Genomic DNA, 18470 nt, shown 5'->3' on the forward strand with positions numbered 1-18470 from the left:
AGCGCCCCTAACGTGCCGTTATGTTGGCCTATTTACTTCGCCGTTTGATCGCTTTGGTGCTCAGCCTTGCTGTGGCATCAGTGGTGATCTTTTTGGTGGTCGAAGTCGCGCCGGGTGATCCAGCCAGCTACATGCTCGGGATCAATGCACAGCCTGATACCGTAGCGGCCTTGCGGAGCGAGCTTGGGCTCGATGTACCCAAGGTTCAAAGATATTTGACGTGGGTTGGCGGAATGCTGTCAGGGGATTTTGGAACGTCTTACACCTACCGCACGCCTATTTCAGAGATGATTGCGGACAGGCTATGGATTTCTCTGCCTTTGGCGCTGCTTGCGCTGCTGCTGTCGACTTTGATTGCGTTTCCGGCTGGCTTGATTGCGGCGGCTCGGCGGGGGCAGGGCAGCGATGTGGGCGTCATGGCCGCGACACAACTGGGTGTCGCCATCCCGAACTTCTGGTTTGCCATGCTTTTGGTGGCACTGTTCGCGATCAAGCTGCGCTGGTTCCCGTCAGGCGGTTTTCCGGGGTGGGATGACCCCCTGAAGGCGCTAAAAGCATTGACGCTGCCTGCGATTGCATTGGCCCTGCCGCAAGCCGCGATCCTGACCCGCGTCATGCGGTCGTCTTTGATTGATATTATGGGCGAAGACTTTATGCGCACCGCCCGCGCCAAGGGTCTTAGCCGGCGGCAAGCGCTTTGGCATCACGGTGTGCGCAATGCCTTGATTCCTGTTTTGACGATCATCGGCTTGCAGTTCTCCTTTCTGTTGGCGGGCGCGATCATCATCGAACAGGTATTTTTCCTGCCCGGATTGGGGCGATTGGTGTTTCAAAGTATCACACAGCGCGATCTGATTGTCGTTGAATCCGTTGTGATGTTGTTGGTCTTTGCGGTGATCACTGTGAATTTCGCCGTCGATATGGCCTATGCCATTGCCGACCCAAGGTTGAGGCGGCGCGCATGAACCGCAATCTGATCATCGGAATGTTCCTGTCGTTGCTATTTGTAGCGGCTGCGCTGTTGTCGTTTCTATGGACCCCCGCCAGCACCGAGACGTTGAATATTTCGGGGCGTTTGCAGGCTCCGAATTGGGATAACTGGCTGGGCACCGATCATTTTGGCCGCGATATCTTGTCGATGATCATGGTGGGGGCGCGAACGTCGATCGCGGTGGCACTGGTAGCTGTCGGGATTGGAATGGGCGTCGGGGTGCCGCTGGGCCTTGCGGCGGCGGCCAATCAGGGCGGGCTGCTGGATGAGTTTATTTCGCGGCTGAATGATCTGATTTTTGCCTTTCCATCGCTTGTCATTGCGATTTTGATCACGGCGGTGTTTGGCGCGGGTGCGGTGAATGCGATAATCGCCATTGGCATCTTTAACATTCCGGTTTTTGCCCGTCTGTCGCGGGGGGCCGCACTGAGCGTCTGGCAGCGGGAATTCATTCTGGCAGCCCGAACCGCGGGAAAGTCGGCGGCGCGGATCAGTACAGAACACATCCTGCCCAATATCGCCAATCTGCTGATTGTGCAGGGAACCATTCAGTTTTCACTTGGGATATTGGCCGAGGCTGGCTTGTCTTACGTGGGCTTGGGTGCGCAGCCTCCGATCCCGTCGTGGGGGCGCATGTTGGCGGACGCCCAGACTATGGTGACGCTGGCCCCGCATGTTGCGATTATTCCAGGCATGGCGATTGTGCTTATGGTTTTGGGCCTGAATTTATTGGGTGATGGGCTGCGCGATGCGCTTGATCCCCGCTTAAAGGGGCGGCGCGCATGACCGGTCCCTTGCTTGATATTCGCGATCTTTCGGTAGCCATCAAGGGTACGCAGATTTTGCGGGATGTTTCGCTGAAAATCGAGGAAGGCGAGATTGTTGCGCTGACAGGTGAATCCGGATCTGGCAAATCGATGACTGCCTTGGCGACAATCGGGCTTTTGCCGCAAAGCGTTGAAGTGTCCGGACATCTGGTTTTGGACGGTCAGGATTTGGGAACCCTGTCCGAGCGGCAATTGTGCGATATTCGTGGTCGCGCAATCGGGATGGTGTTTCAAGAGCCGATGACAGCTTTGAATCCGGTGCAAACAATTGGTGCGCAGGTGGCTGAAACGATTTTGATCCATACCAAGACCACCCGCAAAGAGGCCGAGATCCGTGCCCGAACTGTGCTTGAACGGGTTGGTCTGCCTGCGGATCGCTTTCCTCTTGGCCGGTATCCCCACGAGCTATCGGGCGGGCAGCGCCAACGGGTTGTGATTGCTATGGCTATCGCACTGCGTCCACGTTTGCTGATTGCGGACGAACCGACCACGGCTTTGGATGTGACGACTCAGGCGCAAATCTTGGAGTTGCTGCGTGATTTGACCCGAACGGAAGGTATGGGATTGATGATGATCACCCATGATCTGGCTGTTGTGTCCGATTTGGCAGATCGCATTGCCGTTATGAAAAATGGCGAGATTGTCGAACAGGCACCAACCCGGCAGTTGTTTGAGCAGATGTCCCACCCCTATACCAAGGCTTTGTTCGAAGCGTCGCAACATCAAGCGGATCTACCGCAGGCACAGTGCGCGCCGCCGCTGTTGCGGGTACAAGACGTGGCGCGAGACTACCCCCTGCCGCGCCGGCATCCCTTTGCCAAACGTCCGTATTTTCGCGCTGTAAAAGGTGTCCGCTTTGACATCAACCACGGCGAACGTGTCGGGTTGGTCGGTGAAAGCGGCTGTGGGAAATCCACCCTGACCCGCGCAATCCTGGGCCTTGATCCAGTCAGTGCAGGGCAGATCACGCTGGACGGTGATCCAGTCTATAGTAGTGGCCAGCCCAACCCCATGGTGCAGCGCCAGATTCAGGTGGTGTTTCAAGACCCCTACGGCAGCTTTAATCCGCGTCACACGGTTGCAAGGTTGATTACCGAACCCTTCCATCTGTTGCCCGACCCACCCCAAGGCGCGGCTCGTAGCGACGCTATCGCCGAAGCGTTAACAGCAGTTGGCCTGTCACCGGATGATGCGGCAAAATACCCGCACGCGTTTTCAGGAGGTCAGCGTCAACGATTGGCCATCGCCCGCGCCTTGATTATCAAGCCCAAGTTGATTGTTTTTGACGAAGCAGTTTCGGCGCTGGATGTTCGGGTGCGGGCCCAAATACTGGATTTAATGGCAGATCTTAGCCGCCACTATGGGTTGGCTTATCTGTTTATTTCCCACGATCTTGGCGTGGTGCGGTCTATCACGGATCGGGTTTTGGTTATGCAACACGGCGCGATCGTCGAGCAGGGCAAAACCGCCGAAGTATTTGAACACCCCAATCACCCGTACACCCGTGCATTGATGGACGCGGCACCAAAACTTCCGCGGATCGGTGGGAACGGTGCCTGAACGATCCCTTTCAACATACTGGACATACAATGCTGCCTGACCTGCCTTTTGATCCTAGCCACCTATTGATTGATGGCAAATGGCGCGCACCCGCTCGGACCTTGGATTTGACCAACCCGTCAGACGGATCGCATCTGGCGCAAATAGCCCGTGGCAACGCGCAAGACGTCGATGCAGCCGTCGCTGCGGCACAGGCGGCTTTGGCTGGGGAGTGGGGAAAAAAGACAGCGGCCGAGCGCGGGCGCATTTTGGCGAGGCTTGGCCAGTTGGTGTTGCAAAACGTTGACCTGCTGACTGAGCTTGAGACACTGGATGTCGGCAAGCCGGTCACGCAGGCGCGGGCAGATGCCGTGGCCCTTGCCCGCTATTGTGAGTTCTACGGCGGCGCGGCTGACAAGGTGCACGGCCAAACCATTCCCTATCTGGAAGGCTATACGGTCTACACCCTGCGCGAGCCGCACGGTGTGACGGGCCACATTGTGCCGTGGAATTACCCGATGCAAATCATCGGGCGATCGGTTGGGGCGGCTTTGGCCATGGGCAATGCCTGTGTTTTGAAGCCAGCCGAAGACGCCTGTTTGACCGCGTTGATGTTTGCGCATTTGGCACAGGAGGCTGGCTTGCCGGATGGGGCATTGAATGTTGTTCCGGGACTGGGGGCCGAGGCCGGAGCGGCTTTGTCAGCGCACCCCGATGTTCAGCACCTCAGCTTTACCGGATCGGTTGCGACCGGCGCATCGGTTCAGATCGCGGCAGGGGCCAATGTGGTTCCGGTGACGTTGGAATTGGGCGGAAAATCCCCTCAAATCGTATTTGAGGACGCCGATATTGACGCGGCATTGCCATTCCTCGTGAATGCAGGGCTGCAAAACGCCGGACAAACCTGCTCGGCCTCGTCGCGTATTTTGGTGCATCACAGTCTGTTCGATGAAGTTGCAACCCGTATGGCGGCGGCCTACAATTCCAAGCGGATCGGCCCTGCTGGCGGTGACCCCGATATCGGCCCATTGATCAGTGCACGCCAGAAAGACCGGGTTTCCGGCTTTTTGGAACAAGCTGCGGACTTGCCTGTTTTGGCCAAGGCAGAGGTGCCGGATGGCGTTCCATCTGGCCACTATGTGCCTGCCTGCCTGTTCGGCCCGGTTGCAGCGGACCACCCTTTGGCGCAGCAAGAAGTGTTTGGCCCTGTCCAAGTTATCATTCCGTTTGAAACCGAGGATGAGGCGGTTTCGATCGCCAATAGCACCGAATTCGGATTGGTTGCCAGCATTTGGACGGCAAACGGGGCACGCCAGATGCGTTTGGCAAAGCGTTTGAAATCGGGGCAGGTTTTCATCAACAATTACGGCGCAGGGGGCGGGGTTGAATTGCCCTTTGGCGGTGTCGCAAAATCTGGCCACGGGCGGGAAAAAGGATTTGAAGCGCTGTTCGGCTTTTCAACTCTGAAAACCGTTGCGGCCTTTCACGGGTAGGAGATTGACATGAGATTGCAGGGCAAACGTGCGATTGTGACAGGCGCAGCGTCAGGGTTTGGCGCAGGCATCGCGCGCCGCTTTTTGGCAGAAGGCGCGCAGGTTGTAATTGCTGATATCAACCAAGCGGGGGCGGTCGCCTTGGCGGATGAAATCGGCGGGATCGCCTGCCATGTCGATGTATCGGACCGCAATAGCGTTCAGGCGATGGTTGACTTGGCGAATGCAAAAATGGGCGGCGTTGACATCATGATCAACAACGCTGGGATCACTCATATGCCAACCCCGTTAGAGGTGGTCTCGGACGAGGATTTTGACCGGGTTTTCGCGGTGAATTGCAAATCCGTGTACCTGACCGCGCAGGCCTTGGTTCCACAGCTCAAGGCGCAAGGCGGTGGGGTGATTTTAAACGTGGCCTCGACCGCAGGTGTGTCGCCCCGCCCGCGTTTGAATTGGTATAATGCGTCCAAGGGTTGGATGATCACAGCAACCCGAACCATGGCGGTCGAATTGGCCCCCGACGGTATTCGCGTCAATGCGCTGAATCCTGTTGCCGGTGAAACGCCGTTGCTCAAAAGCTTTATGGGCGAAGATACCCCGGAAACCCGCGCCAAATTCCTGTCGACCATTCCGCTGGGCCGCTTTTCCACGCCCGAAGACCTCGCCAATGCCGCGTTGTATCTGTGTTCGGACGAAGCAAGCATGGTGACGGGCGTCTGTATGGAAGTTGACGGAGGCCGCTGCATATGAGGCAGGCGCGATTTTTCTAGAAAAATCGATCACGCCAGATCTGAAATGTTGGTCACAGTTTAAAACAGGAAACACGCATGATCCCGGGTCCACGCAATTTGATCACGGATGTTTCCGGCCTTCGGGTTGGGAATGCCGAAAACGCTGCCATCAAAACCGGTACAACGGTGCTGCTTGCGGATGCACCCTTTACGACCTCGGTCGCCGTGCACGGCGGCGCACCGGGCACACGGGAAACGGATCTGCTGGCCCCTGACAAATCCGCGCCGGGGGTGGATGCCTTGGTTTTGTCAGGTGGCAGTGCCTTTGGGTTGGCGGCGGCGCAAGGAGTCATGGACGCCTTGCATGAACAGGGGCGGGGGTTCGAAGTTTTCTCGGCCCGCGTTCCAATTGTACCGGCGGCGATCATTTTTGATTTGCTTAACGGGGGCGACAAAGATTGGGGGGCCAATCCGTTTCCTGATCTTGGGCGGGAGGCCTTGGCCAATGCCACGGCAGATTTTGACATCGGCACAGTCGGGGCCGGTTCAGGTGCACAGACGGCGATGCACAAAGGCGGGCTTGGATCGGCCAGTCTGGTTTTGCCGGGGGGAGTCACTGTTGGCGCATTGGTGGCGGTCAATCCGATGGGAAGCGTGACCACACCGTCGGGCCAACACTTTTGGGCCGCGCCTTTTGAGTACGAAGGTGAATTTGGCGGGCTTGGGGTGGACACCAACCCTGGAATGGAGCTGCCGCCCAGCCGCAAGGTGCCCGCAATGGCCAGCCTTGGAAACACGACTATCGCCATCGTTGCAACGGATGCCGCAATGGACAAAGCGCAATGCCACCGCATGGCGGTTGCTGCACATGACGGTATGGCGCGTGCGATTTTGCCTGCGCATAGCCCGATGGATGGCGATTTGGTGTTCGCATCTTCGACCGGTGCGGTGGCCTTGACAGATCCCGGTATTCAGCTGGCCGGAATTGGACACGCGGCCAGCCTGTGCCTTGCCCGTGCCATTGCCCGTGCTGTTTGGGAAGCGCGGCCAGAGCCGGGGGATACACTGCCTACGCTAAAACAAGACCTTGGACTGACATAGCTGTTACTTCAGGATCGGCGGGCTGTCGGGATCAGAGCCCGGCGTTACATGCACAACTTCTTTGGGGTCGGGTGGTTCCGGCAGGTCAAACCGCAGGGCCACACGCGCCAGTTCAGCAGCCAGAATGTCGGTGTCCTCAACAAAGGTCACATCCAGAACACCTGCTTCGAGACCTGAAAACACCAAGGCTTCGTTCACCGCACCGGCAAGGGCGCGCTGGGCGTCGGGGATTGCGCCGGTGATACCCAACAGATGCCCCTGACTGCCATCATCATAGGTGACCGCAGCCAGATAGGCGGCGCGGGCAAGACCGGCGGCGCTGGCAAGTTTTCCGTCCAGCGCTGTGATCAAGCTGTCGGGTAAGCCGCGCGGTGCAGAGAGCCGTTCGGGACGTGCCTCGCGTTCCTCTGGTCCGTGATCCAAAGTGCCTGATAGCCATGTCAGGGCGTCCGGCGGCATCAAAAACTCTGACGGTGCAACCTCTGGGTTCAGCGCCAAGCCAATGTTCTGACCCGTCAGCATTTGCGCCAAAGCACGACCGGGCAGGGCGGCATAAGGTACTGGACGGCCGGCAAATTGCGAAATCCGGTCTTCACGGTCAAAGGCCAACACAAACGACGCATCTTGCAGCTCAAACACCTCTGGAGAAATCTGTTCGCCGGTTGGCTCCTCGGTTAGCATCAAATAGAGTTCCGTGCTGGCCAATGCGTCGTAAAAGCGGAGGCGTGCAGCATCATCTTGGGGGGCCGCGTCCATGGCTGCGAAAGCTGCGTCGATTTGGGTCTCAGTCATTCAAGGCCTCTTGGATTTTGGTGCGAAGAACGGGCAGGAGCTGGGCTTCGAACCATGGATTGCGTTTCAGCCAAGCGGTATTGCGCCAGGACGGATGGGGCAAGGGCAGGATGTCGGGCAGAAAGTCGCGCCACCGTGCAACCGTGTCATTTACGCTACCTGCATCGGGCAAATGCCACTTTTGGGCGTAGCCACCGATGAGCAGCGTCAGTTGCACATTTGGCATCGCGCTCAAAACTTGCGCTCGCCAGGTTTTCGCACACAGGGGCGGAGGCGGCAGATCAGCGCCTTTCCGATAGCCGGGAAAGCAAAACCCCATCGGCAAAATGCCAATTTGGGTGGCATCGTAAAAGGTGGCGTCCGAGACACCCATCCAATCGCGTAACCGGTCGCCGGAAGGATCGGTAAAGGGTTTCCCGGAAAGGTGTACCTTCATCCCCGGAGCCTGTCCGGCGATCAGGATCTTTGCCGTTGGCGATATCTGCAAAACCGGTCGAGGCGCGTGACCGGTTTCGGTTTTAGAAAACCGATCGGCACACAGCGTGCAGGCACGAATGTCGCTGAGCAATTTTTCCATTTGTTGGGTGTAGCCTGTCTGGTTCGAAGGTGCATCCCTTCTTCATTTCGATAAATTTCGAAATAAAGCTTGTGCGAATCTTTCATTTCGAAAATACTAGAAATATGAAAATGAATGACACTCCGACACTCACCCTAGAAACCGCTGCATCGAAATTTGCGGCGCTTGGATCCGAACAACGTCTTTTGGTGTTGCACACAATGGTGCGCGCAGGACCCGAAGGGTTGCCGATAGGCGCGTTGGGAGAACGGACAGGGATAACCGGGTCAACACTGACCCATCATTTGAAAATTCTATCCGCCGCCGGATTGGTAAAACAGGAAAAAAAAGGCCGCAGCACAATATGTGCCGGTGCAGATTACGCCGAAGTACAAGCGTTGTCGGAATACCTGTTGCGTCAATGCTGCGCGGATTGTGATGCACCGGACAAGGATCACCAGCATGGCTGATATTTCGCAATCACAAGGGCCGCAGTGGCCCAAAATCTCGAAGGCATGGTTTGCCTCTGCGCTAATTCTATTGGCCGTTGCGGTGTTCGAAACGCCGCAGTTTTGGCCAACGGTACAGTTCACAGCCGATGCTTTGCTTGGCACTGCGCCCTTCATTGTTTTTGCCGTTCTTGCGGTTGGGTATCTTAAGGCAACCGGTGCAGAGAACCTGTTGGCAAAGGCCTTTGAAGGCCGCGAATTGCGCATGATCGGGTTTGCGGCCTTGCTGGGCGGCTTGTCTCCGTTTTGTTCATGCGAAGTCATTCCCTTTATTGCGGCACTTTTGGCTGTCGGGGCCCCGTTAAGTGCGGTTATGGCCTTTTGGCTGGCTTCACCCTTGATGGATCCTGCGATGTATTCGATCACGGCCGGCGGTTTGGGGTTTGAATTCGCTTCGGCCAAGGTGGTGGCTGCGGTCAGCATCGGTGTTTTTGGTGGATTGGGCACGATGGCGCTTAAACGTACGGCCGTCTTCACAGACCCTTTGCGGGAAAAGCAACAGGTGGGTGGCTGCTGCGGTGTCAAAAAGCCGTTTTCGGCCAAGCCGGAGTGGAAGTTTTGGACCGATAGCGCCCGAGTTGAAGTTTTTCGGACAACTGCGATGGAAAACGCCGTCTTTTTGCTCAAGTGGCTGACGCTGGCCTATGTGATCGAAGCGGTGATGATCCGCCATGTCCCGGCCTCTTTGGTGGCGCAGGTCTTGGGCGGCGAGGGTGTTCAACCAATTTTGCTTGGGGCGCTTGTCGGCATGCCCGCCTACTTGAATGGCTATGCGGCTGTGCCTTTGGTCAAGGAGCTTCTGGACATGGGCATGGCGGACGGGGCGGCGATGAGCTTTATGCTGGCGGGCGGTGTGAGCTGCATACCGGCAGCGATTGCGGTTTGGGCCTTGGTCAAACCCAAAGTGTTCGGAGCCTATCTTGGGTTTGCCTTGACCGGATCGGTGATCGCTGGCTTGGCTTGGGGCGCAGTTGCCTGAGGGAAATGCATAAAATCCGCCCGAGGCAGATGAATTTCCATAAGAGCAATCAGTCAATTGTTGCGCATGCAGGCCCCGTTTTGGGGTCTGCGTTGTTTTTGTTTCCAATTCTAGCCATAATATGGCCCTAGTCTGCACCTAGAAATCAGGAAACCCCGATAAAAAGGGGGCGAAACGAGCAGAGTCGGGGCAACCCAATGTTAGAGTTTGACATGGTCAGCAAGTCCTTTTGGACAGGAAAGCAGCGCAAGGTTATCCTTGATCGCGCGTCTTTTCGCGTGAACCTTGGTGAATCGCTTGGCATTTTGGCCCCCAACGGCACCGGTAAAACGACCCTGATCAAGCTGATGGCCGGTTTGGAAAAACCCGATGAGGGAGAGGTGCGCCGCACCAGCCGTGTTTCCTTTCCGCTCGGGTTTATGGGCGGCGTTGTTTCCAAGATTTCGGCACGCGAAAATGCCCGTTTCATTGCGAAAATGTACGGGCTGGACCCTGACTATGTCGAAGCTTTTTGCCGCTGGCTTTGTGGTCTCGAGGAATACTTTGATCAGCCGATCGGTACGTATTCATCCGGCATGCGGTCACGGTTTACGTTCTCGCTGATGTTGGCGCTGGATTTCGACATCTATCTAATTGACGAAGGTATGCCGAATTCGACGGATGCAGCCTTCAACAAAAAAGCCGGGGATATTCTGGCTGAACGGCTGCGAACGACAACGATCATCATCGTGTCGCACCAGCCAAAAATACTTGAAAAATTTGCACGCAAAGCCGCCGTGTTGATGGATGGCAAATTGCATATGTTTGAAACCTTGGAAGAAGCGAAACAGCTCTATGACTATGAAACCCAAGGCTAAAAAGTTCCGTATCCGGCGCTCGTCCGAAGCGCAAGAAGCCACGGCTGACGCGGGTTTGCTCGTAAATGAGGCACGCACCGCGCGTCCCTCTGCGGCATCCCCAAGCGAAACGCACCCAAAGCCATCAGAACCCGCAGCACCACAACAGCCTCCGATGGCAGGCCAGGTTTCATCTGCTGCACAGGTTGCGGGCGAAACGGACATGGACGCGATTCGAAAAGAAGGATTGACCGGACGCCAATTGCGTATGGCGCGCCGGGTTGCGCAAAAACACGGGCTGGCTCCGACGTCTGATTTTGATGCTGTTCGCCTGCTTCGGGTCAAAGGTATTGATCCTTTCCAGCGCACCAACATGCTGGAACTGGTCAAGCCGGAAGGCACTGAAACAGTCGCGGACAAACCTGAAGCCCGCGTGCAATTGCCACAAACGATGGAGTTGAAAAAGGAACAATTGCCATCGACAGAATTGGCCAACCCGGCTGAACGGCGGGCCAATGAGATCATGAAAATCCAACGCGAACTGGCTGGCCGGCGCCGGAAAAAGCAATTGCTGCTGTTGTCGCGTTTGACAGCCTTTGTATTCCTTCCGACATTGCTCGCTGGTTATTATTTCTATGCGGTCGCCACACCGATGTTCTCGACCAAATCTGAATTTTTGATTCTCAAGAATGATGGAGGTGGCGCGACACCGGGTTTCTTGGCGGGATCACCTTTTGCCACGGCTCAAGATGCCATTGCCGTTCAAAGTTATCTGCAGTCAAAGGACGCTATGTTGCGGCTTGATTCAGACGTTGGCTTCAAGTCACACTTCACCGCTGAGGACATCGACCCCATTCAACGCTTGACCGAAAACCCTTCGAACGAAGAGGCGTACAAGCTGTACAAGCGGCACGTGGAAATCGGGTTTGACCCGACAGAGGGTGTGATCCGTATGGAGATTATGGCTGCAGATCCGCAGGTTGCCACTGAATTCAGCGAGGCGCTGATCGGCTATGCCGAAGAACGTGTTGATAATCTGTCCCTGCGCAAGCGGTCCAACGCTGTTAGCGATGCCGACCAAGGCTTGCTCGATGCCGAAGTTTCGCGACGAGCCGCGCTGGAAAAGCTGGTGCGGTTACAGCAAGATACCAATGCGGTTGATCCCGACGCCCAGATTGCCTCGCTGCGGGCGCAGATCAACACTTATGAGTTACAAATTCAGGAAAAGCGTTTGCAACTGGCTGCCCTGTTGGACAATCCGCGACCAAACAAGGCCAAAGTAGATGGCGCGAGCGGTGATATCGGCCGGTTGGAAGCTTTGCTCGTGCAGCTGAATTCACGTATGGTTTCCGCGACAACGGGTGAGAATTCTCTGGCTGAAAAGGCGGCACAGATCAAACTGGCCCAAGCCGACTTGGCGACGCGCGATCTCATGCTCCAAACCGCCTTGCAGACTTTGGAACAAGCCCGCCGCGATGCATCTAGTCAGGCGCGATATTTGACAACTTCGGTTAAGCCTGTGGCCTCGGAGGATCCATCCTATCCGCGTAAGTTTGAAAATACTGTTCTGGCGTTTCTGATTTTTGGCGGCATCTATCTGATGATTTCTTTGACAGCATCAATCTTGCGCGAGCAGGTTTCAAGTTAACCGAAAAAAAATTGTGGGGGGCAGGAAATCGACTTGCAGCCCCCCTATGCTTTCCGTTAGACGGGTCGGCGGAGAGGTGGCCGAGTGGTCGAAGGCGCACGCCTGGAAAGTGTGTAGGCGGGAGACCGTCTCGAGGGTTCGAATCCCTTCCTCTCCGCCATATCATTTTAAGCTTATTCACTAAATGGGTAGTTTCCTGCTGCACTCGCCGACTTGGTTGCGCTTGTGTGCGACGGGTTCTCGGCATCTTCCTTTTTAGAGGCAACCATCATCATTGACCTGACGTGTTTGCTTAGGGATGGCCCAAATGTGAAGGCGTGTTGGGATTATTTTGCCTTAGTCCGCTTCAAACTCTTAACACAACATCTGCAAACTGAGGTGCCCCTAGTCTTATAGACGCCTGCGTTGTTCGTGTGCTTGCGTGTCAGGTAGGCCCGCCGCTGGATGCAGTCCCGTTTCAATAGCAGCAAAAGCTCTGTGCGATTGCATTGTCCATTGCCTTCTCATGCATGAGAAGGGGGCAATTTCCACGAAGGTTCATGATGGTGCCCAAGTTGTGTTTTCTGGAGACCGCCGCGCCGGCGAATTGGGAACACTGATCTGAGTGGATCAAGACCCTTTGCCTTGGCCAAGCATGCCGCAAGACCGTCAGAACAGGTCTCGCCAGCATTACGTAGTTTATCCGTCAACTTGCGATATCCGTAGACCTTGCGGCTGTCCGCCCAGGCCTGCTGACCGAGTTCAGTCCCTGCACGGATTCATCTCAATTTATGGGAATTCGCTGTGTTGCGGTGCCTCTTATCCAGACATTTGCGCTTGGCCGGATTCGATGGGGATTTCTGCGCGTTTGCGCCAAAACCAATAGCCAGATGCCGCGCTCACCAACGCCAACATCAACCCGTGTTCGCCAGAAACGTAATGGGTGAGCCAAGATGTTTCGTAAGTTATGTTTTGGAAGAAACCTTGGGTATATGCATTGAGCGCCATGTGAAAAATCACTGCCGTCCAAACACTGCCGGACCTTAGGCGCAGCCACGCCATAACGGTGCTAAGCCCGATACCGGCGACCAGGCTGATAATCAGCATCGGAAACGGTGATACCCCAAGGCGCGGAGCAAGCAAAAAGATCAACAATGGCCAATGATAAACCGCCCAGATAACACCGCTCACGAGTGCGGTTTTTGTAAAATCCAAGTGCTTGGAAAGCTCTGGTACAAGAAAACCGCGCCACCCTATTTCCTCGCCGATGCCGCCAAATGCTGTGAGCAACCCGATTGTACCGCCCAATACCAAGAGCGCTATCATGACACCCCAAGGGCTGCTTAGTTCGAGGCCAAACATATCTGCAATGTCGGTTTGCGCCTGAGCGACAAACGCCCCGTCATAGAATCCACCAAAGCCAAAAACCCAGATGAGGATAAAGCTCAGCAGCGGTATCACAAAGGCCAACCCATAGGCCGCAAACAGATACCGGCTGCGCCCCCAGCCCCAGCCCAAACCACGCAAATTGCGCTGAAAAGAAAACTTAGTGATGAACGCGGCTAGAAGCGGGGCAAATTGTACCAACAATATCCCCACGGCACGATTTTCGTCGCCCATGCGAAGGGCAAGTGCGTAACCCATGGCCGCAACGGTGATTGCCAAGACCAAAAAAGTGTAAAGCGGCCTGCGCGAGACAGGTTTTGCGAGTGGCGGCGTCATAAACAATATTACCTTTTGCTGTCCCGAACAAAGCGCAGGAGCCAGACAGAAAAAAACGCTTAAAATCATTTGGCAGGGTTAGTGCTGTTGGGATGTTATACAGGTTTTGGTGAGGCAGGTGCATTCGCGTTTGCGATCCCTTGCAAAAGAACGCTCAGAATATGGATCAAGCGAACACAAGCGACGGTCTCAAAGAGACACTGGGCATACGTTACCTCACATTCACCCAGCAAGGTGAATTGCGCTGCCATGAGCGTTGTGATGGCATGAATGACCGATAGCTGCCAGAAAAAGCCGGACTTGTGAGCGCCTAAAGGCTTTCCATATCCGTGCCCTCGATTTTCGTGCGTAGCCTATCGGCGGAGAAATCCAGAAAGGCCCGTACTTTTGGAGCAACCAGTTTGCTTTGAGCGTAGACAAGATGGATTGGAACTGCGTGCGGTGTGTACTCTTCGAGCACGGGCACCAGTGTGCCTGAGCGAATTTGATCAGCAACCATGTACGAGAGTGCCATGGTTATTCCTTCTCCCGCGGATGCAGCAGCCAGCGCAGTTGCGGCGTCGTTCACGTCTAGCCGAGGGTGCAAGTGAACATGGCCTCTTTTTGCTTTGGTCTTATAGTGCCAGTCATGGCTGGGCATAATGCCGGTGAAGCCAATGATGGAATGTAGTTTCAAATCAGAAGGCTCGGAAGGTATGCCGCGACGATCCAGATAGTCCGGGCTTGCAACGAACAGCCTGCGAACCATGCCCAACCTTTTTGCCATAAGGCTTGAATCCGGCAGATCACCAATTCTAATCGCGACATCAATGCCCTCTTCGACCAGGTTTGTGACCCGATCAACGGCGACCAATGAAACCGATATTCTGGGGTGCGAAGCCAGAAAGGCGCGAACAACCGGAGCCGCGATCATCTGACTGAATGTCATCGACGCCGAAACGGTTAAATGGCCTTGGGCGACGCCGGTTTCGCCAACGGCCTGTTTTTCCGCAGTGTCGATATCAAAAAGCAGTTGACGGGACGCATCCAAAAACCGTGCTCCGGCATCGGTGAGCGCAAGTTGCCGTGTTGACCGCGTCAAAAGTTGAACACCCAACCTCTCTTCGAGCGCATTCATAGCACGTGTGACGGCAGGCGGCGACATTCGTAGCCGATTGGCGGCTTGGACAAAGCTGCCGCTATCGTTGATGGCAGCAAAGACTTCCATTTGGAGTAGGCGGTCCATTAATTCCACTTTTTGCAATAATCAATTGTCAATTACACTAATTCTTCCAGTTTTAAAAGGGCGCTATCTCTTGTCCATCGGCCGCAAACACCCAAGAAACCCGGCGGCATTTAATCGAAGGACTTTGATATGAACATGAACGCGCTCAAACCAGTCTTGTGGTCTGGCCTAATCTCTCTGGCCCTGTCTGCACCCTTTGCAGCCCCGCTTTTGGCGGCCGGTACCGACAACATCCAACATTCGGCATTGGCCGAAGTTGCGGTTCGCTACAATACTGTGAATGTCGACGGCCAGGAAATCTTCTACCGCGAAGCAGGTCGTTCAGACGCGCCAACTTTGTTGCTGTTGCATGGTTTCCCCACATCGTCTCAGCAATACCGTGGTCTGATCCAAGAGTTGTCGGACACCTACCACATCATCGCCCCCGACTATCCCGGCTTTGGGCGCAGTTCGATGCCTGACCCCAGCGAATTCGACTATAGCTTTGCCAATTATGCGGAACTGATGGACGGTTTCACCGATGTCTTGGGGCTCTCGTCATACAGCCTGTATGTAATGGACTATGGTGCACCGGTTGGGTTCCGGCTGGCGCTAAAAGAACCGGATGCCATCGACGCGCTTATTGTTCAAAACGGCAACGCCTACGAAGAAGGCCTGCTTGAGTTTTGGGATGCGTTCCGCACCTATTGGCACGACCCGATTGCGGAAAACCGCGAACCGTTGCGGGAATTTTTGAACGTTGGCGCAACTGAATGGCAATACACCCACGGTGTGCCCGAAACCCATCTTGCCCGTGTCAGCCCAGACGCATGGATGCTGGATCAGGCGTATCTAGACCGGCCGGGCAATCAGGACGTTCAACTGGACCTGTTCTATGACTACAGAACCAATGTGGACCTGTATCCTGACTTTCAGGAGTTCTTCCGGACCCATCAGCCACCGACTCTGATCGTTTGGGGCGAAAACGACTACATTTTTCCCGCAGAAGGCGCGGCACCCTATTTGCGTGACCTTCCAAACGCGGAACTGCATCTCATTGATGCAGGACATTTCATCCTTGAATCCCACGGCCCAGAGGTTGCGGCAACAATCCGGACTTTCCTGTCCAAAAACCTGACCAATTAACCCAACGTGGTGCAGGAACATCGCCCTGCACCACCCCCGCTCAACGCACGGAGAATGTCATGACCAAACGGCCACCATTGCCCCCGTTTTCAAAGCAAACAGCAATCCAGAAAGTGCGTCTTGCAGAGGACGCGTGGAATTCCAGAGACCCCGAAAAAGTATCGCTGGCTTACACGATTGATAGCACATGGCGAAACCGCGTGGCGTTTCCCAAAGGCCAGTCCGAAATCCAAAAACTGCTAACTGAAAAATGGGCACAAGAGGGCGAATATCGGCTGATCAAGGAGCTTTGGGCCTTCACAGACACCCGAATTGCCGTTCGATTTGCCTATGAATGGAGGCGTCTTGATGGATCTTGGGTGCGGTCCTACGGAAACGAGAACTGGGAATTTGACGAAAATGGTCTGATGCGGACACGTTTTGCCAGCATCAATGACCTTCCCATTCAGAAAAAGGATCGCAAATTCCACTGGTCGCAAGGGCTGCGTCCAATCGATCACCCCGGATTATCCGAGCTCGGGCTGTAAAAATCTATATCAACAAAGAGGTCCAAACATGGGACACAAATTCGCCGAACTTGCCTTTACCGACGCTGTGAGGGACATCCAATCGAACGAAGGATCACGCAGGTCTTATGCCAGAATGGACGAAGGGTCCGACTATAACAACGTTCTTGGCCCCAACGAGGCCCAGTTCATCGCCGCGCGAGACAGCTTTTACATGGCGACGGTCGGTGAAACCGGCTGGCCCTATGTGCAACACCGAGGCGGGCCAGCGGGTTTCGTGAACATCATCGATGAAAAGACGCTGGGATTTGCGGACTTTCGGGGCAACCGGCAATACATAAGCGTCGGAAATCTAAGCCAAAATGACCGCGTGTCCCTCTTCTTTATGGATTATCCAAACAAGACGCGCCTGAAAGTGCTGGGCAGGGTGCGCTCGGTTGATCTCATGGAACAAGGCATCCCGCAGAACTTGTCTTTTGACCGCGGCTATCGGGCAAAAGCAGAACGCGGACTGCTGATTACTGTCGAAGCCTTTGACTGGAATTGCCCGCAACATATCACACCGCGTTATACGCAGGCAGAAGTCGATCTTGCTGTCATGTCGCTCAAGACAACCATCAGTGATCTTGAAGCAAAACTCGCTCAGCGCTCCACATGATACTGAAGGCCTTGGGACCATTGAGTTATCCGGCCTGACCGGTTCAGGTTTTGTAATGAAGTTGCGGATTCGTATCCGGCAAGGTCCGCTGCGGTTATCGGTCTCTCGGGACGGTCGCAGTCATTGCTTGCTGCCGCACCAACCGCCGAATAGCGGCACCCAAAATCATCGGGCGGGGCCTGCCTATTTTTATGCGGGTGGTAAAAATGGCTGGATTATATGATACTCCGCTATAGCTAGATTGGGATCTAGACCAAGTTGATACGAGAGGGGTAACGTTCGTGCTCATAAAATATTTAGCATTTTTGGGGGCGGCTATATCGCTTTCTGCCTGTATCCAGGATGCGGGCGCGGTTTCGCCGCCCGCTGTCGGGAATACCTCTGATCTGTCGTCCTTTGAGGGTGCCAAGGCGGGACAAGCCGAGATGGGTATTCAAAACCTTGGATTTGAGCCTGTCCGCTCAGAGGGGTTGACCACATACTGGTTCAACCGCGACACGGGTGCATGTTCGCGCATCACCACGTCAAATGGCCGCTATTCCGATGTAACCATGCTACCTTCAGGAGATTGCTGATGTCTTGTCTTATCCACTTGAAATGCTTGAGCACCGCCGCGATGCTGGCTGTCGTCGCAGCGCCTGCGATGGCGATGACCGATGCCGATAATGCCTGCATCGATGCACTGCGCGCGACTGGTACGCCAGATGCCCAAGGCGGCGAAATCCTGAGCTCCAGCTTTTCCGAAGCCGGAACTTTGGTCATGATGAAAGATGCTGGCGGCACGACTTGGCGTTGCATCGCCTATAGCGACGGTGCGATAGGCGAGTTATCGGTCGATCAGGCGATGGATGACGGCGGCGCGATGCCAAGCGCAGCAATGTCCGGACCGCAACGTGTTCAGTTTGCACCCGGTACAAGCGGTACAGCAATATCCGGGTCTTTGGCAGCGAACAGTTCCATCTCCTACGTTATTGGTGCCAAGGACGGGCAGTTCCTGAACGTTGATGTGCAGTCACGAGGTGGGGCACTGGATTATCAGATTTTGAACCCCGACGGATCTGCGCTGCTTGATTTTATTGCATCTGACCAGCCGTACAAAGGCCAGCTCTGGCAATCGGGCGACCATGTGATCGAAGTGCTGAACGCAGGTGCCCAGCCTGTTTCTTTCGATATCGGCATCGGCATTGATTGATCCTTGGATTAAGTGACATCTGAGACGGGTCAAATTCCAGCCATGTCCGGCGCGGTCAGAA

At 55.3% G+C, this 18470-nt stretch carries 19 protein-coding genes and 1 tRNA gene; 16 read left to right on the forward strand and 4 right to left on the reverse strand.

Annotation, left to right across the window (positions count from 1 at the left end):
* The first annotated feature begins 20 nt into the window (after window positions 1-20).
* The 6 genes from C8N36_RS08530 to C8N36_RS08555 all read left to right on the forward strand — a co-directional run bounded on the left by C8N36_RS08530 (window position 21) and on the right by C8N36_RS08555 (window position 6682).
* Window positions 21-965 (forward strand): ABC transporter permease, encoded by a 945-nt coding sequence (locus tag C8N36_RS08530; protein ID WP_097804285.1) that lies wholly within the window; start codon window positions 21-23, stop codon window positions 963-965.
* Window positions 962-1777, forward strand: coding sequence for an ABC transporter permease (locus tag C8N36_RS08535; protein WP_097804286.1), 816 nt, complete (start codon window positions 962-964; stop codon window positions 1775-1777). Before C8N36_RS08530 ends, C8N36_RS08535 begins: the two co-directional genes overlap by 4 nt.
* Complete coding sequence (locus C8N36_RS08540) at window positions 1774-3378, forward strand: ABC transporter ATP-binding protein (RefSeq protein ID WP_097804287.1); 1605 nt, start codon at window positions 1774-1776, stop codon at window positions 3376-3378. Before C8N36_RS08535 ends, C8N36_RS08540 begins: the two co-directional genes overlap by 4 nt.
* Before the next feature lie 29 nt (window positions 3379-3407).
* A complete protein-coding gene (locus tag C8N36_RS08545) occupies window positions 3408-4850 on the forward strand; it encodes an aldehyde dehydrogenase family protein (RefSeq protein WP_097804288.1) in 1443 nt (480 codons plus the stop codon).
* A 9-nt stretch (window positions 4851-4859) separates the two neighbouring features.
* Window positions 4860-5600 carry an SDR family oxidoreductase gene (locus C8N36_RS08550; RefSeq protein WP_097804289.1) on the forward strand — a complete coding sequence of 247 codons (741 nt, stop codon included), beginning with the start codon at window positions 4860-4862 and terminating at the stop codon, window positions 5598-5600.
* A 77-nt stretch (window positions 5601-5677) separates the two neighbouring features.
* Entirely contained in the window at window positions 5678-6682 is a 1005-nt protein-coding gene (locus C8N36_RS08555; RefSeq protein ID WP_097804290.1) for a P1 family peptidase, read from the forward strand.
* 3 nt (window positions 6683-6685) lie between these two features.
* Here the strand turns inward: C8N36_RS08555 and C8N36_RS08560 are convergent, their stop codons facing one another.
* A complete protein-coding gene (locus C8N36_RS08560) occupies window positions 6686-7474 on the reverse strand; it encodes an SseB family protein (RefSeq protein ID WP_097804291.1) in 789 nt (262 codons plus the stop codon).
* Window positions 7467-8051: a uracil-DNA glycosylase family protein gene (locus tag C8N36_RS08565; RefSeq protein ID WP_097804292.1), complete on the reverse strand. Its 585-nt coding sequence runs from the start codon at window positions 8049-8051 to the stop codon at window positions 7467-7469. The genes C8N36_RS08560 and C8N36_RS08565 overlap by 8 nt, the downstream gene beginning before the upstream one ends.
* Window positions 8052-8155: 104 nt before the next feature.
* On the opposite strand from C8N36_RS08565, the gene C8N36_RS08570 reads away from it, so the two are divergent.
* The 5 genes from C8N36_RS08570 to C8N36_RS08590 all read left to right on the forward strand — a co-directional run bounded on the left by C8N36_RS08570 (window position 8156) and on the right by C8N36_RS08590 (window position 12162).
* The gene (locus C8N36_RS08570) at window positions 8156-8500 is read left to right on the forward strand and encodes an ArsR/SmtB family transcription factor (protein WP_097804293.1); all 345 of its coding nucleotides are present in this window, start codon (window positions 8156-8158) and stop codon (window positions 8498-8500) included.
* Complete coding sequence (locus tag C8N36_RS08575) at window positions 8493-9518, forward strand: permease (RefSeq protein ID WP_097804294.1); 1026 nt, start codon at window positions 8493-8495, stop codon at window positions 9516-9518. The genes C8N36_RS08570 and C8N36_RS08575 overlap by 8 nt, the downstream gene beginning before the upstream one ends.
* Window positions 9519-9715: 197 nt before the next feature.
* A complete protein-coding gene (locus C8N36_RS08580; RefSeq protein WP_097804295.1) occupies window positions 9716-10375 on the forward strand; it encodes an ABC transporter ATP-binding protein in 660 nt (219 codons plus the stop codon).
* On the forward strand, window positions 10353-12002 hold the full coding sequence (locus C8N36_RS08585; protein ID WP_097804296.1) for a KpsE/RkpR family capsule polysaccharide export protein: 1650 nt from the start codon (window positions 10353-10355) through the stop codon (window positions 12000-12002). The genes C8N36_RS08580 and C8N36_RS08585 overlap by 23 nt, the downstream gene beginning before the upstream one ends.
* 70 nt (window positions 12003-12072) lie before the next feature.
* Window positions 12073-12162 (forward strand) — tRNA-Ser (locus tag C8N36_RS08590).
* 638 nt (window positions 12163-12800) lie between these two features.
* Here C8N36_RS08590 and C8N36_RS08595 read toward each other — a convergent pair.
* Both C8N36_RS08595 and C8N36_RS08600 read right to left on the reverse strand, forming a co-directional pair.
* Complete coding sequence (locus C8N36_RS08595) at window positions 12801-13703, reverse strand: CPBP family intramembrane glutamic endopeptidase (protein WP_170125838.1); 903 nt, start codon at window positions 13701-13703, stop codon at window positions 12801-12803.
* Window positions 13704-14013: 310 nt separating this feature from the next.
* Window positions 14014-14928, reverse strand: coding sequence for a LysR family transcriptional regulator (locus tag C8N36_RS08600; RefSeq protein WP_097804298.1), 915 nt, complete (start codon window positions 14926-14928; stop codon window positions 14014-14016).
* A 129-nt stretch (window positions 14929-15057) separates the two neighbouring features.
* Here C8N36_RS08600 and C8N36_RS08605 point away from each other — a divergent pair, with 129 nt between their 5' ends.
* The 5 genes from C8N36_RS08605 to C8N36_RS08625 all read left to right on the forward strand — a co-directional run bounded on the left by C8N36_RS08605 (window position 15058) and on the right by C8N36_RS08625 (window position 18409).
* Window positions 15058-16053 (forward strand): alpha/beta fold hydrolase, encoded by a 996-nt coding sequence (locus C8N36_RS08605; protein ID WP_097804299.1) that lies wholly within the window; start codon window positions 15058-15060, stop codon window positions 16051-16053.
* 59 nt (window positions 16054-16112) lie between these two features.
* Window positions 16113-16580 (forward strand): nuclear transport factor 2 family protein, encoded by a 468-nt coding sequence (locus tag C8N36_RS08610; protein WP_097804300.1) that lies wholly within the window; start codon window positions 16113-16115, stop codon window positions 16578-16580.
* A gap of 28 nt (window positions 16581-16608) precedes the next feature.
* Window positions 16609-17217, forward strand: a complete 609-nt coding sequence (locus tag C8N36_RS08615; protein ID WP_097804301.1) for a pyridoxamine 5'-phosphate oxidase family protein — start codon at window positions 16609-16611, stop codon at window positions 17215-17217.
* 281 nt (window positions 17218-17498) lie between these two features.
* Window positions 17499-17792: a hypothetical protein gene (locus C8N36_RS08620; RefSeq protein ID WP_245910768.1), complete on the forward strand. Its 294-nt coding sequence runs from the start codon at window positions 17499-17501 to the stop codon at window positions 17790-17792.
* Window positions 17792-18409, forward strand: coding sequence for a hypothetical protein (locus tag C8N36_RS08625; protein WP_097804302.1), 618 nt, complete (start codon window positions 17792-17794; stop codon window positions 18407-18409). Before C8N36_RS08620 ends, C8N36_RS08625 begins: the two co-directional genes overlap by 1 nt.
* The last annotated feature ends 61 nt before the right edge of the window (window positions 18410-18470 follow it).

The sequence above is a fragment of the Pelagimonas varians genome (assembly GCF_003208435.1).
Taxonomy (GTDB): domain Bacteria; phylum Pseudomonadota; class Alphaproteobacteria; order Rhodobacterales; family Rhodobacteraceae; genus Pelagimonas; species Pelagimonas varians.

Coding starts and splice junctions, on each gene's coding strand:
- C8N36_RS08530 (WP_097804285.1), top strand. CDS start 21: ATGTTGGCCTATTTACTTCGCCGTTTGATCGCTTTGGTGCTCAGCCTT.
- C8N36_RS08535 (WP_097804286.1), top strand. CDS start 962: ATGAACCGCAATCTGATCATCGGAATGTTCCTGTCGTTGCTATTTGTA.
- C8N36_RS08540 (WP_097804287.1), top strand. CDS start 1,774: ATGACCGGTCCCTTGCTTGATATTCGCGATCTTTCGGTAGCCATCAAG.
- C8N36_RS08545 (WP_097804288.1), top strand. CDS start 3,408: ATGCTGCCTGACCTGCCTTTTGATCCTAGCCACCTATTGATTGATGGC.
- C8N36_RS08550 (WP_097804289.1), top strand. CDS start 4,860: ATGAGATTGCAGGGCAAACGTGCGATTGTGACAGGCGCAGCGTCAGGG.
- C8N36_RS08555 (WP_097804290.1), top strand. CDS start 5,678: ATGATCCCGGGTCCACGCAATTTGATCACGGATGTTTCCGGCCTTCGG.
- C8N36_RS08560 (WP_097804291.1), bottom strand. CDS start 7,474: ATGACTGAGACCCAAATCGACGCAGCTTTCGCAGCCATGGACGCGGCC.
- C8N36_RS08565 (WP_097804292.1), bottom strand. CDS start 8,051: ATGGAAAAATTGCTCAGCGACATTCGTGCCTGCACGCTGTGTGCCGAT.
- C8N36_RS08570 (WP_097804293.1), top strand. CDS start 8,156: ATGAAAATGAATGACACTCCGACACTCACCCTAGAAACCGCTGCATCG.
- C8N36_RS08575 (WP_097804294.1), top strand. CDS start 8,493: ATGGCTGATATTTCGCAATCACAAGGGCCGCAGTGGCCCAAAATCTCG.
- C8N36_RS08580 (WP_097804295.1), top strand. CDS start 9,716: ATGTTAGAGTTTGACATGGTCAGCAAGTCCTTTTGGACAGGAAAGCAG.
- C8N36_RS08585 (WP_097804296.1), top strand. CDS start 10,353: ATGACTATGAAACCCAAGGCTAAAAAGTTCCGTATCCGGCGCTCGTCC.
- C8N36_RS08595 (WP_170125838.1), bottom strand. CDS start 13,703: ATGACGCCGCCACTCGCAAAACCTGTCTCGCGCAGGCCGCTTTACACT.
- C8N36_RS08600 (WP_097804298.1), bottom strand. CDS start 14,928: ATGGACCGCCTACTCCAAATGGAAGTCTTTGCTGCCATCAACGATAGC.
- C8N36_RS08605 (WP_097804299.1), top strand. CDS start 15,058: ATGAACATGAACGCGCTCAAACCAGTCTTGTGGTCTGGCCTAATCTCT.
- C8N36_RS08610 (WP_097804300.1), top strand. CDS start 16,113: ATGACCAAACGGCCACCATTGCCCCCGTTTTCAAAGCAAACAGCAATC.
- C8N36_RS08615 (WP_097804301.1), top strand. CDS start 16,609: ATGGGACACAAATTCGCCGAACTTGCCTTTACCGACGCTGTGAGGGAC.
- C8N36_RS08625 (WP_097804302.1), top strand. CDS start 17,792: ATGTCTTGTCTTATCCACTTGAAATGCTTGAGCACCGCCGCGATGCTG.